The organism is Streptomyces sp. AMJ-169 (assembly GCF_055597585.1).
Genome location: NZ_JBVLTJ010000002.1, coordinates 13,093 through 27,609, shown reverse-complemented (window position 1 = coordinate 27,609; position 14,517 = coordinate 13,093). Strand labels below are relative to the sequence as shown.

The following is a 14,517-nucleotide window of genomic DNA, read 5'->3' as shown; positions in this document are numbered from 1 at the left end:
AGCCGAAGGCCCCCGGCAGGTGTCCGCCCCGGGGGCCTTCGCCATGCCCGCTACGGCAGCATCGGGTAGCTCCCCGTATTGGTCGGTGCGTGTTCGGGCAGCCACAGGACCGCCACCGCGCCCTCCGCGGGTATGTGGGCGGGGGCGCCCGGGGGGCGGACGTTGCGGAAGGTCAGGCGGGCGCCCAGGACCCGGGACTGGCCGGCGGCGATGGTGAGGCCCAGTCCGTGGCCATGGCCCGCGCGGTCGGTGCTGCCGGTGCGGAAGCGGCTGGGGCCCTCCGCGAGGAGGTCCTCGGGGAAGCCCCGGCCATGGTCGCGGACGCGGATGACGCGGCCCTCGACGGTGACCTCGACGGGCGGCTTGCCGTGCCGCGCGGCGTTGGCCAGGAGGTTGAACAGGACGCGCTCCAGGCGGCGCGGGTCGGTGGTGACCTCCGCGTTGTGGACCACTCTCACCTTGACCTCGGGGTCCTTGGCGGCGACCCGGCGGGCGACGAAGTCACCCAGCATGATGTCCATCAGCTCGGCCCGCTCGGAGGCGCTGTCGAGGCGGGCCACCTCCAGGACGTCCTCCACCAGCGTGCGCATCGCCTTCGCCCGGTCCAGGACCAGCTCCGTGGGCCGGCCGGGCGGCAGCAGCTCGGCGGCGGTGAGCAGACCGGTCACCGGGGTGCGCAGCTCGTGCGCGATGTCGGCGGTCACCCGGCGCTCGGCCTCCAGCCGCTGCTGGAGCGCGTCGGCCATGGCGTCGACGGCGCTGGCCAGATCGTCCGTCTCGTCCCGCACGACCCCGCCGATCGCGTCCCGCACCCGGACGTCCGTCTCGCCGCCGGCGACCTGATGCGCGGCGGCGGCGGCCTTGCGCAGCCGGCGGGAGAACTGGCCGCCGATCAGGACCCCGAGCGCGCTGCCGCCGAGGACGACCGCGATGGAGCCGATGATCAGGGCCTGGTCGAGGTCCTTGAGGATGTCCGTGCTGCGGTCGGTGAAGTTGGTGTGCAGCGACAGGACGGTCCCGTCCTTGACGGGGACGGCCGCCCAGATGTCGGGCACCCCGCCCCTGCGGTCGGAGACGAACGTGGCCCTGCGGCCCTCGTCGACCTTGCGCCGCAGCTCCGCCGGCAGCTGCGGATCGTCGATCTTGATACCGGGGAAGTTCGGGCGGCCGGACAGCTCATAGTTGCGCTGGGCGATCTGCACCCGCTCGTCGGCCAGATCCCGCGCGTTGTCCAGCATCGACACCCGCGCCGCGTTGTGCACGACCAGGCTCAGCACGACCGCGACCAGCGCCCCGACCAGGGCGATCGCCGAGGCCAGCTTCCACCGCAGACCCGTACGGATCTCCGCGCGCACCCACAGCGTCCGCACCCGCTTCATCCCCCGCACCCCTGCCCCGCTCAGGCCTTCAGCTTGTAGCCGAAGCCGCGGACCGTCTCGATCCGGTCCTGGCCGATCTTCGTTCGCAACCGCTGCACATGGACGTCCACGACCCGCGTGTCCCCGCCCCAGCCGTAGTCCCAGACCCGCTCCAGCAGCTTGTCGCGCGAGAGCACCGTCCCCGGCGCGGACGAGAACTCGAGGAGCAGGCGCATCTCCGTCGGTGTCAGCGCCACCGGGCGGCCCGCCTTGTGGACCTCCATGCCCTCGGTGTCGATCTCCAGGTCGCCGAAGGTCAGCACGCCGCCGCCGGCCGCCGCCTCCGGCTCGCCGCGCTCGCCCCCGCCCGCGTGTCCGAAGCGGCGCAGCACCGCGCGGATCCGGGCGACGAGGACCGCACCGTCGAACGGCTTCGTCACATAGTCGTCCGCGCCGGCCTCCAGGCCCAGGACCACGTCGATGGAGTCGGCGCGGGCCGAGAGCATGATCACGGGGACGGTCGACTCGTCACGGATACGGCGGCACAGGCTCACGCCGTCCAGGCCGGGCACCATCACGTCCAGCAGCGCGATGTCGGGGCGGTTCGCCCGGAAGGCGTCCAGGCCCGACAGGCCGTCGGGCATGGCGGTGACCGCGAAGCCGTCCCGCTCCAGAGCCAGCTGGGTGGCTTCGCGGATGACGTCGTCGTCCTCGACGAACAGCACGTGTGTCTGATCTGCCATCCGGATGCTCTCAGTCCTCGTAGGCGTTGGTCGTACAGGTGGGCGATGCCCTTCACCCGTACATCGGTCCGGGCCGCCCGATCGGTTCACACCGCCGGACTTTTTTTCCCGCACCCCGATTCTGGCTGGTCAGAGACCGTTCGGTCGAGACGTCAGCCTGCGGGCGCCGCCGTCGGCTCGCTGCCGGTGCTGCCGTACTCGGTGTGGGTGCTGAACTTCCGGGCGAAGGCGCCCGAGGTCCACAAGTACGTGATCACGGTCTCGCCGGACGGGTTGGCGACCGTGTCGTCCTTCGCGTACACCTGTTTCGTCACGACGAGGTAGCCGCGGTCTATCTCGGCGTACACCGGCGGTTCCTCGGCCTTGAAGACGTTCTCGTAGCGGCCGTTCTCCAGCCGGTAGACGTACGCGCCGATGCCGACCGTGTCGGAGCAGGTCAGGACGTTCACCACGATGTCGTTGGCGCTGCCGCCGGTGAGGTTGCCGTAGGAGACGTCGACCGGGTACTCGTCGGCCACGCAGGGCTTCAGCTCGTGCTTGACCTCGGTGGCCACCTCGGGGTCGTCCTTGACCAGCCGGACGGCGTCGACCTTCTCGCCCTCGGTGGCGTCGACGGACGGCAGACCGCGGTCCGACGGGGTGGCGCTGGCGACGGCCTGCGCGTGCGCCGGGCCCTCGTCACGCGCGCCGGTGCCGCCGGTGCCGCAGGCGGAGGCGCACAGGGCGAGGGCGGCGAGCACGGCCACCCCCGTGATCGCCGCCTGGTAGGTCCCCCCGTCCGGGTCTTGCCCAGCCTGGGTCAGGCTGCCGCGCAACGCTCCCGCTCCTCACGCTCCAGCGCGCGTGCGTCCAGATCGCGGGCCTCCAGCTCCTCGCGGAGCCGGGCGAGCGCCCGGTGCAGCGTGCTCTTGACCGTCCCGGCCGACATACCGAGGGCCGCGGCGGTCTCTTCCGTGGACATCTGCTCCCAGTGTCGCAGGACGACGACACTGCGCTGCTTGGGAGCCAGCACCTTCATGGCGTCCATCAACAGGGCGCGGTCCGCGTGCTGTTCGGTCGCGTCGTCGACCGAGGCGTCCGGGAGCTGCTCGGTGGGGACCTCCTCCAGCTTGCGCGCCCGCCACCACTCCGTACGGGTGTTGATCATGACCCGGCGCAGGTAGGCGTCCGCGAGCCGCTTGTCCGCGATGCCCTCCCAGCGGCCGTACGTGCGCGCCAGCGCCGTCTGGAGCAGGTCCTGGGCGTCGACCGGGTCCGGGACCAGCCGGCGGGCACTGCGCAGCAGCGCGTCCTGCCGGGTGCGGACGTACTCCTCGAATGCGAGCACCTCGCCCTGCGCCATGATCAACCGCCTCCGAATCCCCGTTCCGGCCGGCGTCGCGGCCGGAGTCCCCGTGGTCTGTACGTCCCGGATTTCTTGTTTCCGGGGCATGCGAATGAAGTTACGGAGCTGTTGTCACGGCACTGTGCGGAGCAGCCTTCGGCTGGCGCTCAGCTGTCCGTCGGTTGTGTAACGGAAGCAGGCTCCGCATAAAAATCCCAGACCACTTGACCAGTTATAGGGTGATTTGCCCGCCGGTCGAGTGCAACACAGCCGAAGAGACCGCCGTGACACGGGCCCTCGGCTGTGAAGTGACTTTGCGTCAGGCCGCGCGCCGGACGGCGGGTCAGGTCAGCGGCAGGCGGTACAGGCCGCCCGGCAGCGGCTCGACCAGGCCGTCGGCGACGAGCCCGTCCAGCGCGCGCCCGCGCTGCACCGGCTCGTGCCACACCCGGTCCAGCGCCGACTGCGGCACCGGCGTGTGCGCCTCGCGCAGGACGGCGAGCAGCTTGCCGCGCACCTGGCGGTCCGTCCCCGCGTACGTCTGCCCCCGGCGCGGCGGCCCGTCGTGGTCCGGCTTGCCCGCGAGCCGCCAGGCGCAGCTCGCGGCGATCGGGCAGCGGTGACAGGTCTCGTTCTTGGCCGTGCACACCAGGGCGCCCAGCTCCATGGAGGCCGCGGCCCACCGCGCGGACGTCGGTTCGTCGTCCGGCAGCAACGCGCGCGCGAGCTTGCGCTCGGCGGCCGTCGTCGCGTTCGGCGGGTACTGCACGCCCGTCACCGCGCGCGCGAAGACGCGGCGCACATTGGTGTCCAGGACGGCGTGCCGGCGGCCGAAGGCGAAGGAGGCGACCGCGGCGGCCGTGTACTCCCCGATCCCGGGCAGCGCCAGCAGCTGCGCGTGGTCCGCCGGTACGTCGCCGCCGTGCCGCTCCGTTATGGCCACCGCCGCCCCGTGCAGCCGCAGCGCGCGCCGGGGGTAGCCGAGCCGCCCCCACGCGCGTACGGCCTCGCCTGGCGCCTCTGCGGCCAGGTCGGCGGGGCGCGGCCAGCGGGCCAGCCACTGCTCGTAGGCCGGCAGGACGCGGCTCACCGGCGTCTGCTGGAGCATGAACTCGCTGACCATCACGCCCCATGCGCCCGCCTCGGGACGCCGCCAGGGCAGGTCTCTGGCGTGTTCGTCGAACCAGTCGATGACAGGGGTGTGCAGATGGCCGCCGGTGATCTCCCCGCGCGCGGGGGTGGCGCGGGAGGGGCCGGGGACGGCGTCGGCGGGGGAGGTGTGCGGGAGCTTCGTGGGCGCAGTCATGGCCCTTCGATCCTGCCATGGGAAGGGGTCCACGCGTGCGTGCCGTCACTCGTGCGGGGAAGCGCGCACAGGGGTGGCGTCGTGCTGCTACGGGCTGTGCTGGCCAAAGGTGCAAGGGGTGCGATCGTGAACAAGTGGGGCGGCGGTGGCCCCTTGGGTGCCCGTGACCGGAATGATGATCCGGAAAAGTTGTGGTTCCGGCGGCGGGTGGGGACGGCGAACGCCGTGATCTCTCGTACAGTTTGGGCGTGGGATCACTGCGCAATCCGGTCGGGCCGCTTCCCTCCACCATCTACTGGCGACGGAGGGCTCTACTGCTGTCCGTACTCGCCCTGTTGGCGCTCCTGATCGCCTGGATCGTCCTCTCGGGCGGCGGTGGCCGCAAGACCTCCGCCGACGGCTCCAACGGCAAGAATCCCGCCTCCTCGATCACCCCCGGCCCCTCCGGCTCGGGCCCCGCGATCAGCCAACACCCCGGCGGGCGCGGCGAGTCGGGCGACGGCAGCTCCAACGGCTCGGGATCCGGCTCCGGTTCGGGATCGGGCACCGGCGACTCCGGCGGTACGGGCGGCAGTTCGGGCGGCTCGGGCAGCGCGGGCGGCAGCGGCTCCGGCGGCAGTGACGACGGCGCCAACGGCAGCGGCAGCGCGGGCGGCGCCCTCCCGGCGAGCAGCACCCTGCCCAACTGCACGGCCAGCCTGGTCACCTGGACCCTCAGCAGCGTCAGCAACACCTACACGCCCGACCAGACGCCCACCTTCCGCTTCACCGCGAAGAACACCTCCGCCAGCGACTGCAAGGTCGATCTCGGCCCCAAGGCAGCGGTTCTGACGATCACTCAGACCGGCGGCGACAACCCCTACTGGTCCTCCGCCGACTGCCCCAAGACCGGCAGCACCCTCTACCGTGTCCCGGCCGGCAGCGACTTCACCTACACCCTGAAGTGGGACCGCAAGCCCAGCGCCGCCCAGTGCGCCACCCCGCCCGCCGGCACCGCGGGCCCCGGCACCTACCTCGTCGAGGCCAAGGCCCCAGGATTTGCGAAGGCACAGACCTCCTTCGTCCTGGAAGCCGACTGACCCTCCCGCGCGCGGGTGCCGCAGGCATACCCCGGGGTGAGTTGTACGACCGGGTTGTACGACTGTGCGGCCCCCTGAGGCGGTTGCGTGGGGTTGTGCCGGGGGCGGGCGGCGATTGTGCGGGCCTCTACGGCCGCTGAAGCGCCGTCAGACGTAGCGCTCCAGGATCGACGACTCCGCCAGCCGTGAAAGGCCCTCACGGACGCTGCGCGCGCGGGCCTCGCCGACGCCGTCCACGGCCTGGAGGTCGTCCACGCTCGCGGCCAGCAGCTTCTGGAGACCGCCGAAGTGCTCCACCAGGCGGTCGATGATCGCCCCGGGCAGCCGCGGCACCTTCGCCAGCAGCCGGAAACCGCGCGGGGAGACCGCCGAGTCGAGCGCCTCGGGAGACGCCGTGTACCCCAGCGCCCGCGCCACCGTGGACAGCTCCAGCAACTCCGCGTGGGTCAGCGCGTCCAGCTCCGACAGCGCCTCCTCCACCGTCCGCGAACGCTTCGCCGTCGGCTCGGGCACATAATCCCGCACGACCAGCTCACGCTCCGGCTCCACGCCCGCGATCAGCTCGTCCAGCTGGAGCGCCAGCAGCCGGCCGTCGGTGCCCAGCTCGACGACGTACTCGGCGATCTCCGTCGCGATCCGGCGCACCATCTCCAGCCGCTGGGCCACCGCGCAGACGTCCCGCACGGTCACCAGGTCCTCGATCTCCAGCGCGGACAGCGTGCCCGCCACCTCGTCGAGACGCAGCTTGTAACGCTCCAGGGTCGCCAGCGCCTGGTTCGCGCGCGAGAGGATCGCCGCCGAGTCCTCCAGGACCCGCCGCTGCCCGTCCACGTACAGGGCGATCAGCCGCATCGACTGCGAGACCGACACCACAGGGAAGTTGACCTGCTTGGAGACCCGGTCCGCCGTGCGATGCCGGGTGCCCGTCTCCTCCGTGGGGATCGTCGGATCAGGCACCAGCTGCACACCCGCGCGCAGGATCTTCGACAGGTCCGACGAGACGACGATCCCGCCGTCCAGCTTGCACAGCTCGCGCAGCCGCGTCGCCGTGAACTCGACGTCCAGCACGAACCCGCCCGTGCACATGGTCTCCACGGTCTTGTCGGAACCCAGGACGATCAGACCGCCCGTGTTGCCGCGCAGGACGCGCTCCAGGCCGTCGCGCAGGGCCGTGCCCGGAGCGACAGCGCTCAGCGAGGCGCGCATCAGGCCATCGGAACCGGCACTCCCACCGGACTTTCCGGGAGCCGCCGCCCGGTCGTTGGCTGCCACTGCACTCCTCCGGTCGCAGGTTCTGAGGTGCTCCCCGTCCACGCACCAGGTTCGTACGGACGGGCGAGACCAGGGCAAAGTCTACCGGCGGTCCTCCTCACCCCGCGGGGCCTCCCGGCGACGGGAACGGGGCAGCACGCGCAAGGCGTCACCCATGTCCGCCACTTCCAGGACCTTCATCCCCTGCGGCACCTTCCCCGGGTCACCCGGCACCAGCGCGTGCGTGAACCCCAGCCGGTGCGCCTCCGACAGCCTGCGCTGCACCCCCGTCACCCGCCTGACCTCGCCCGCGAGGCCCACCTCACCGATCGCCACCAGGTTCTTCGGCAACGGGGTGTCACTCGCGGCCGACGCCAGCGCCAGCGCGATCGCCAGGTCCGCCGCCGGCTCCGAGAGCCGCACCCCGCCGACCGTCGCCGAATAGATGTCCCGCTTCCCCAGCGCGCTGATCCGCCCGCGCTGCTCCAGGACGGCCAGCATCATCGACACCCGGGACGTCTCCAGACCCGACGTCGTACGGCGCGGGGAGGGGATCTGCGAGTCCACCGTGAGCGCCTGCACCTCCGCCACCAGCGGGCGACGGCCCTCCAGGGTCACCGTCAGGCACGTCCCCGGCACCGGCTCGTCACGCCGGGTCAGGAACAGGCCGCTGGGGTCCGCGAGGCCCGTGATCCCCTCGTCGTGCAGCTCGAAGCAGCCCACCTCGTCCGTCGCCCCGTAACGGTTCTTGACGCCCCGCACGAGCCTCAGGCGCGCGTGCCGGTCACCCTCGAAGTGCAGCACCACGTCCACCAGATGCTCCAGCAGCCGCGGACCCGCGATCGCCCCGTCCTTCGTGACGTGACCCACCAGGAGCGTCGACATCCCGCGCTCCTTGGACGCCCGGATCAGCGCGCCCGCCACCTCGCGCACCTGCGCCATCCCGCCCGGCGCGCCGTCGATCTCCGGGGACGCCACCGTCTGCACCGAGTCCAGGATCAGCAAGGACGGCTTCACCGCGTCCAGATGCCCCAGGATCGCCGCCAGATCCGTCTCCGCCGCGAGATACAGATGGTCGTCCAGCGCGCCGATACGGTCCGCCCGCAGCCGCACCTGGCTCGCCGACTCCTCACCCGTCACGTACAGCGTGCGGTGCTCGTCGCTCGCCGCCTTCGCCGCCACGTCCAGCAGCAGCGTCGACTTGCCGACCCCCGGCTCCCCGGCCAGCAGCACCACCGCGCCCGGCACCAGACCGCCGCCCAGCACCCGGTCCAGCTCCGGCACCCCCGTCGTCCGCGCGGTCGCCTGCCGGCCGTCCACCTGGCCGATCGGCACCGCCGACGTCGTCACCCTCCCCGGCGCCGTCGTCCGCACCGCGGGCGTGCCGTACTCCTCGACCGTCCCCCACGCCTGGCACTCCGGGCACCGGCCGAGCCACTTGGCCGTCTGCCAGCCGCACTCCGTGCAGCGATAGGAGGGACGGTCCTTGGTGGTCTTCGTACGGGCAGCCATGGGCACACCGTAGCGGCCGCCACCGACAGCGCCGCCGGGCCTGTGGAAAACCCCGCCCGCCCGGCACGCCCGCGCCCGCCCCGGTCCCCTTTTGAGGGATCGTTTCACCCGTACGGATTAAAAGGGCTCAAGGTGGAGGAACGGGCGGTTCCCGTGCGCCTACGGTCGCACGGGTGATGAGCACCAGTCCGCAGACCCCGCCCCGTACGACCGGCGCGCACCGGGTGCGCCGGGAGGCGCGTGACCGCGCGGCGGCGCGTGTGCTGGCACAGCAGCCGACGGCGCGCCACGAGCCCCACCTCGACGGCCTGTTCACCTACTGCCTGTCCGTCCTGTGCGACCACGACACGGCCGTCGCCGCCCTCGGGGACGCCCTCGCCCTGGCCGGACGGCGCGCCCACCGCGCCCCCGACGCCCCCGACGACCAGCGCGCGTGGCTGTACGCGCTCGCGCGCTGGGCCTGCCTGCGCAAGCTGGCCGAGGCCAAGCAGAAACGTCCTGCCTCCCACGCGGCGGGCCGCCCCGCCGAGACCCCCGACGCCGAGGAACAGGACCGGCGCCGGCGCCAACTCGCCCGGCTCGCCTGGCCGGAGGCCGCCGGCACCACCCCCGAGCAGCGCGAGGCCCTCGAACTCGCCGTACGCCACCACCTCGCCGTGCACGAGGTCGCCGCCGTCCTCGGCCTCGATCTCGCACCCGCGCGCGAGCTGCTCGCCACCGCCGCCTGCGAGGTCGAACGCACCCGCGCGGCCCTCGCCGTCGTCGACAGCGGCGGCTGCCCCGGCGTCGCCCGCCTCACCGGCGACCACCAACTGGCTCTCAGCTCCGCCCTGCGGCGCGAACTCGTCCGGCACGTCGACGACTGCCCCCGCTGCCGCCGCGCCGCCGAACGGGCCGTCCCGGGACGCTGGCCCGGCGCCCAGGTCACCCCGGCCGAACTGCCCGTCCTGGAAGCCCCCCGCGCGGCCCTGCACGCCGCGCTGGCACACCTCCCCCGCGCGCGGGGCGCCGCCGCACCCCGCTTCGACCGGCGCGGCTTCCCCATGGACCCCAAGGACCGCGCCGCCCGCCGCGACCGCCTGCGCGCGCGGGCCGTCACGACCACCGTCGTCGCCACGGTCGTCGCCGCCCCCGTGTTCGCCCTGTGGGCCGCCTACCGGGGCGCCCCCACCGCCGAGGGCACGGACGACCGCACCCCGCGCTCCAGCGAGGCACAGGGCCCCGCCGGACTCGGCGCCGAGACCGGGCGCCGCCGCCCCGGCTCCGCCGCCCGCCCCGGCGCCGACCTCGGCCGCGACGGCGCCCCCGCCGTGTCCGTCGAGGTCGTCAGCGTCACCGGCGCCGACAAGAAAGGCGCCGCCCGGCTCACCGTCACCGCCACGACCAGCGGCGACACCACCCTCATCACCCTGACCGCCGCTGGCGACACCCCGGTCCACTGGTCCGCCGTGACCCCGGCCCCCTGGCTCCGCCTCAGCCACACCTCCGGCACCCTCGCCCCCGGCGACTCGACCACCGTCAAGGTCTACGTCGATCCCCTGCGCGAGCCCTCGGGCACCTGGCACGCGCGCGTGGCCGTCGCCCCGGCGGGCGCCGTCGTCTCCATCACCGGGCACGGGCCGACCCCGGGCACCCCGTCGACACCGGCGCCCTCCTCCCCGACGCCGGCTCCCACGCCGAGCCCGTCGGCATCGCCGTCCGCGGAGCCGTCCCCGTCGGGGCCGCCGTCCGCCTCTCCGGAGCCGAGTGCCAGTGAGACGGCGCCGGAGCCGGGGAGTCCTTCGCCGTCGGGGAGTGGGGAGGCGGGTCCTTCGGGGGGTTAGGGGGGAGTGGGGGTGGGGGAGGGGGTGACTGCGTAGTCATGTTTGCGCAGTCACGACTACGTAGTCATGTCTACGCAGTCATGTCTGCGTAGTCACCCCACCGCCACGGCGCTGACTACGCAGTCAACCCCCGGCGCGCCCCCGCTCGCCTCAGCCGACCGGATCCGCCGGATGCGGTGCGAGCAGGGGAAGTTGCGAAGCCAGGCGGGCCTCGCAGAGTTCGGCCAGGCGGTCGTAGCCGGCCTTGCCCATCAGTTCGGTGAGTTCGGGGCGGTAGGAGACGTAGACGGGTTCTCCGGCGCCGTGGGCGGAGGTGGCGGAGGTGCACCACCAGTGGAGGTCGCGGCCGCCGGGACCCCAGCCGCGGCGGTCGTACTCGCCGATGGAGATCTGTAGGACGCGCGTGTCGTCGGGGCGGTCGATCCAGTCGTACGTGCGGCGTACGGGCAGCTGCCAGCAGACGTCCGGCTTGGTCTCCAGGGGCTCGCGGCCCTCGCGCAGGGCGAGGATGTGCAGGGAGCAGCCGGCGCCGCCGGAGAAGCCGGGGCGGTTCTGGAAGATGCAGGAGCCGTTGAACGGGCGGGTCTGGCGGGAGCCCTCCTCGTCCTCGGAGACCCATCCCGCGCGCGTGCCCTCGTCGTGGTGCTGCCAGATGTCGGGCGTGAGCTTGGCGACGTGCTCCGCGACGCGCTTCTCGTCGTCCTCGTCGGAGAAGTGCGCCCCCAGGGAGCAGCAGCCGTCGTCCGCGCGGCCGGCCTGGATGCCCTGGCAGCCGCTGCCGAAGACGCACGTCCAGCGGGACGTCAGCCAGGTGAGGTCGCAGCGGAACACCTGCTCGTCGTCGGCGGGGTCGGGGAACTCCACCCACGCGCGCGCGAAGTCGAGCCCCTTCTCGTCGTCCGCCGGGGACTGCCGCTTCCCCGGCTTCGCCCGCGAAGAACCTTCGGTCGGCACAGACTGACCGGACTTGTCCTTCTTGCCCCGCTTATCAGGGTTTTCGTTCTTCGCCTTTTTCGTCTTTGGCACGCCCCCAGGGTAAATCGCCGCGGGACCCCTACGGCACTTCCCAGGGGACGGAGTACAGAGCCGCTGGCAGTAGCGTTTCACCCATGAGACTCGGTGTCCTCGACGTGGGATCGAACACGGTGCATCTGCTGGTGGTGGACGCACATCCCGGCGCACGACCGCTGCCCGCGCACTCGCACAAGGCGGAGCTGCGCCTCGCCCAACTCCTCGACGCGCACGGGGCGATCGGCCCCGAAGGCGTCGACAGGCTGATCACGGTCATCCACGAGGCCCTCCAGGCCGCCGAGGACAAGGGCGTCCAGGAACTGCTCCCGTTCGCGACCTCCGCCGTGCGCGAGGCCAGCAACGCGGACGACGTCCTCGCGCGCGTGAAGGACGAGACCGGCGTCGAACTCCAGGTCCTCAGCGGCCCCGAGGAGGCCCGCCTGACCTTCCTCGCCGCCCGCCGCTGGTTCGGCTGGTCGGCGGGCAAGCTGCTCGTCCTGGACATCGGCGGCGGCTCCCTGGAGATCGCCTACGGCATCGACGAGGAGCCCGACGCCGCCGTCTCCCTGCCGCTGGGCGCGGGCCGCCTCACGGCCGCCTGGCTGCCCGAGGACCCGCCGGGTCCGGACGCCATACGGGCGCTGCGCCGCCACGCGCGCGCACAGATCGCCCGCATCGTCGGCGAGTTCAGCCGCTTCGGCGCCCCCGACCACGTCGTCGCCACCTCCAAGACCTTCAAGCAGCTCGCCCGCATCGCCGGCGCCGCCCGCTCCGCCGAGGGCCTGTACACCCAGCGCGAGCTCAAGCGCGAGTCCCTGGAGGCCTGGGTGCCCCGCCTCGCCGACATGACCACCGGCCAGCGCGCCGAACTCCCCGGCGTCTCCGAGGGCCGCGCGGGCCAGCTCCTCGCCGGCGCGCTCGTCGCCGAGGGCACCATGGACCTCTTCGGCGTCGAGACCCTGGAGATCTGCCCCTGGGCCCTGCGCGAGGGCATCATCCTGCGCCGCCTGGACCACATGCCCGCCGAATGACCCCCACCCGCGCGCGGACGGCGGAGGGCCCGCGCGCGGGGGAGCACCACAAGAGGGCACGTCCAGGAGGCCGTTCAAGGGGGCGCGTACGACGGACCCGGGACGGCCCTCCAGTGGGAACCGGACCCGGCCTCCTGCGGCATCGCGCAGCCGACCGGCGCGATTCGGCAAACGTGAAGTGCGCCACCCCTGCCCCGCCGTCACCTCGCCCGCCCGCGCCCGCGCGTACGGCTCTCCCCGGCGCCCGTTAGACCCCCATCTGACCATCCCGGCCTCCCTCTATGCCCCCATTCGGAACGCGCGCGGCCACCGGGACAACCCCCACGCGCGCGTGGCCGATTGACGCGGGCCCACAGGCGGCCCACAGCGACCGGACACTCAGGCTCCGGGCGGGGACCGTACGCTGTGCTTCGTGGCAGAACCAGTGGTGCGCATCCCGGATGCGAAGGTCGCTCTGTCTACGGCCTCGGTGTATCCGGAGTCGACGGCGACGGCCTTCGAGATCGCCGCGCGCCTGGGCTACGACGGGGTCGAGGTGATGGTGTGGAACGACCCCGTGAGCCAGGACATCGAGGCGCTGCGCAGGCTCAGTGACTACCACCGGATGCCGATCCTCGCCGTCCACGCGCCCTGTCTGCTGATCACCCAGAGGGTGTGGTCCACCGACCCCTGGACCAAGCTCCAGCGCGCCCGCGCGGCGGCCGAGAAACTCGGCGCGAGCACCGTCGTCGTCCACCCCCCGTTCCGCTGGCAGCGCCAGTACGCGCGCGACTTCGTGCAGGGCGTGTGGCGGATGGCGGACGAGACGGACGTGCGGTTCGCCGTCGAGAACATGTACCCCTGGCGCTACCGCGACCGCGAGATGCTCGCGTACGCCCCCGACTGGGACGTCACCAAGGACGACTACCGGCACTTCACCATCGACCTCAGCCACGCGGCGACCTCGCGCGTGGAGGCGATGGACATGGTCGACCGCATGGGCGACCGGCTCGGCCACGTGCACCTCGCCGACGGCCTCGGCTCCAACAAGGACGAGCACCTCGTCCCGGGTCGCGGCACCCAGCCCTGCGCGGAGCTCCTGGAACGGCTCGCGCTGACCGGCTTCGACGGCCATGTCGTCATCGAGGTCAACACCCGCCGCGCGATGTCGGGCGCCGAACGCGAGGCCGACCTCGCCGAGGCCCTCGCCTTCACCCGCCTCCACCTCGCGTCGGCCCTCAAGGTGCCCCGCAGGTGAGGGAGCGCGCATCGGAGACTCCGGCCGCACCGGACCCCCAGAACGGGACCGACGCCACAAAAAGCCGCAGAAGCCCCGCGGGCGCCCCGAACACCCCCGACCGGCCCCCGACCCCACCACCCTCCTCCGGCGCCCCCCAGCCCCCCTCAGGGCCCTCTCCGGCCCCCCGCCGTCGTGGCCGCCCCCGGCGTACCGAGGCGGCGACCGGCGAGACCCGCGGACGCATCCTCACCGCCGCCCGCGAGGAGTTCGCCGAGCGCGGCTACGAGAAGACGTCGATGCGGGGCATCGCGAAGGCCGCCGGGGTCGACTCCGCGCTGGTCCACCACTACTTCGGCACCAAGGAACAGGTCTTCGCGGCGGCCGTCGAAGCCGTCATGGGGCCTGCCCTGTCCGCCCCCGGCGCGATCGAGGACGGCCCGCTGGAGCAGGCCGGCGAACGGTTCGCACGGTTCGTCTTCGGCATCTGGGAGAACCCGGCCACCCGCGTCCCCCTGCTCGCGGTCCTGCGCTCGGCAGTCACCAACGAGACCGCCGCCGCCGTCTTCCGCGGCCTGATCGCCTCCCAGCTGCTGCGCCGCATCGCCGCCCGGGTCGACCTCCCGGACGCCGAGCTGCGCGCCGAACTCGCCGCCGCCCAGCTCGTCGGCTGCGCGATCCTGCGGTACGTCATCAAGGTCGAACCGCTGGCCTCGGCGGACGTCGAACAGCTCATCGCCCGCGTCGCCCCCGTCGTCCAGGCACACCTGACCGCACCCTGAGGAGCGGCTGCGGAAAACAGCGGGCGCCCGAGATGCACATCCCGCATACCGGACACACCGTCCCGCCCCCTGGATGACCGG

Annotated in this window: 13 protein-coding genes; 5 read left to right on the top strand and 8 right to left on the bottom strand. The window is 73.0% G+C overall.

Annotated features, from left to right (window positions below; genetic code table 11):
* Positions 1 to 50: 50 nt before the first annotated feature.
* From cseC to ACYUD3_RS04695, 5 genes are all read right to left on the bottom strand, one after another.
* A complete protein-coding gene (cseC, locus tag ACYUD3_RS04715) occupies positions 51 to 1,379 on the bottom strand; it encodes a two-component system sensor histidine kinase CseC (protein WP_470964063.1) in 1,329 nt (442 codons plus the stop codon).
* 20 nt (positions 1,380 to 1,399) lie between these two features.
* Positions 1,400 to 2,101 carry a two-component system response regulator CseB gene (cseB, locus tag ACYUD3_RS04710; protein WP_470964060.1) on the bottom strand — a complete coding sequence of 234 codons (702 nt, stop codon included), beginning with the start codon at positions 2,099 to 2,101 and terminating at the stop codon, positions 1,400 to 1,402.
* A 152-nt stretch (positions 2,102 to 2,253) separates the two neighbouring features.
* Positions 2,254 to 2,916, bottom strand: coding sequence for a hypothetical protein (locus tag ACYUD3_RS04705; RefSeq protein WP_470964057.1), 663 nt, complete (start codon positions 2,914 to 2,916; stop codon positions 2,254 to 2,256).
* On the bottom strand, positions 2,901 to 3,443 hold the full coding sequence (locus ACYUD3_RS04700) for a SigE family RNA polymerase sigma factor (protein ID WP_470966004.1): 543 nt from the start codon (positions 3,441 to 3,443) through the stop codon (positions 2,901 to 2,903). Before ACYUD3_RS04700 ends, ACYUD3_RS04705 begins: the two co-directional genes overlap by 16 nt.
* Before the next feature lie 325 nt (positions 3,444 to 3,768).
* Complete coding sequence (locus ACYUD3_RS04695) at positions 3,769 to 4,731, bottom strand: HhH-GPD family protein (protein WP_470964054.1); 963 nt, start codon at positions 4,729 to 4,731, stop codon at positions 3,769 to 3,771.
* A 248-nt stretch (positions 4,732 to 4,979) separates the two neighbouring features.
* On the opposite strand from ACYUD3_RS04695, the gene ACYUD3_RS04690 reads away from it, so the two are divergent.
* Positions 4,980 to 5,810: a hypothetical protein gene (locus ACYUD3_RS04690; protein WP_470964051.1), complete on the top strand. Its 831-nt coding sequence runs from the start codon at positions 4,980 to 4,982 to the stop codon at positions 5,808 to 5,810.
* A 147-nt stretch (positions 5,811 to 5,957) separates the two neighbouring features.
* On the opposite strand, the gene disA is transcribed toward ACYUD3_RS04690, so the two are convergent.
* Both disA and radA read right to left on the bottom strand, forming a co-directional pair.
* Complete coding sequence (gene disA, locus ACYUD3_RS04685) at positions 5,958 to 7,082, bottom strand: DNA integrity scanning diadenylate cyclase DisA (protein WP_470964048.1); 1,125 nt, start codon at positions 7,080 to 7,082, stop codon at positions 5,958 to 5,960.
* A gap of 81 nt (positions 7,083 to 7,163) precedes the next feature.
* On the bottom strand, positions 7,164 to 8,573 hold the full coding sequence (gene radA, locus ACYUD3_RS04680) for a DNA repair protein RadA (protein ID WP_470964045.1): 1,410 nt from the start codon (positions 8,571 to 8,573) through the stop codon (positions 7,164 to 7,166).
* Positions 8,574 to 8,749: 176 nt separating this feature from the next.
* On the opposite strand from radA, the gene ACYUD3_RS04675 reads away from it, so the two are divergent.
* A complete protein-coding gene (locus ACYUD3_RS04675; protein WP_470964042.1) occupies positions 8,750 to 10,396 on the top strand; it encodes a BACON domain-containing protein in 1,647 nt (548 codons plus the stop codon).
* Between the two features lie 150 nt (positions 10,397 to 10,546).
* On the opposite strand, the gene ACYUD3_RS04670 is transcribed toward ACYUD3_RS04675, so the two are convergent.
* Positions 10,547 to 11,422 carry a DUF3109 family protein gene (locus ACYUD3_RS04670; RefSeq protein ID WP_470964039.1) on the bottom strand — a complete coding sequence of 292 codons (876 nt, stop codon included), beginning with the start codon at positions 11,420 to 11,422 and terminating at the stop codon, positions 10,547 to 10,549.
* 83 nt (positions 11,423 to 11,505) lie between these two features.
* On the opposite strand from ACYUD3_RS04670, the gene ACYUD3_RS04665 reads away from it, so the two are divergent.
* The 3 genes from ACYUD3_RS04665 to ACYUD3_RS04655 all read left to right on the top strand — a co-directional run bounded on the left by ACYUD3_RS04665 (position 11,506) and on the right by ACYUD3_RS04655 (position 14,436).
* Positions 11,506 to 12,438, top strand: a complete 933-nt coding sequence (locus tag ACYUD3_RS04665) for a Ppx/GppA family phosphatase (protein WP_470964036.1) — start codon at positions 11,506 to 11,508, stop codon at positions 12,436 to 12,438.
* Between the two features lie 412 nt (positions 12,439 to 12,850).
* Positions 12,851 to 13,675 carry a sugar phosphate isomerase/epimerase family protein gene (locus tag ACYUD3_RS04660; protein ID WP_470964033.1) on the top strand — a complete coding sequence of 275 codons (825 nt, stop codon included), beginning with the start codon at positions 12,851 to 12,853 and terminating at the stop codon, positions 13,673 to 13,675.
* The gene (locus ACYUD3_RS04655) at positions 13,672 to 14,436 is read left to right on the top strand and encodes a TetR/AcrR family transcriptional regulator (protein ID WP_470964030.1); all 765 of its coding nucleotides are present in this window, start codon (positions 13,672 to 13,674) and stop codon (positions 14,434 to 14,436) included. Before ACYUD3_RS04660 ends, ACYUD3_RS04655 begins: the two co-directional genes overlap by 4 nt.
* Positions 14,437 to 14,517: the final 81 nt, after the last annotated feature.

Bases quoted from the DNA above. Each gene is read 5' to 3' on its own strand.
- cseC (WP_470964063.1), bottom strand. From the start codon at position 1,379: ATGAAGCGGGTGCGGACGCTGTGGGTGCGCGCGGAGATCCGTACGGGT.
- ACYUD3_RS04675 (WP_470964042.1), top strand. From the start codon at position 8,750: ATGAGCACCAGTCCGCAGACCCCGCCCCGTACGACCGGCGCGCACCGG.
- ACYUD3_RS04700 (WP_470966004.1), bottom strand. From the start codon at position 3,443: ATGGCGCAGGGCGAGGTGCTCGCATTCGAGGAGTACGTCCGCACCCGG.
- ACYUD3_RS04695 (WP_470964054.1), bottom strand. From the start codon at position 4,731: ATGACTGCGCCCACGAAGCTCCCGCACACCTCCCCCGCCGACGCCGTC.
- cseB (WP_470964060.1), bottom strand. From the start codon at position 2,101: ATGGCAGATCAGACACACGTGCTGTTCGTCGAGGACGACGACGTCATC.
- ACYUD3_RS04665 (WP_470964036.1), top strand. From the start codon at position 11,506: ATGAGACTCGGTGTCCTCGACGTGGGATCGAACACGGTGCATCTGCTG.
- radA (WP_470964045.1), bottom strand. From the start codon at position 8,573: ATGGCTGCCCGTACGAAGACCACCAAGGACCGTCCCTCCTATCGCTGC.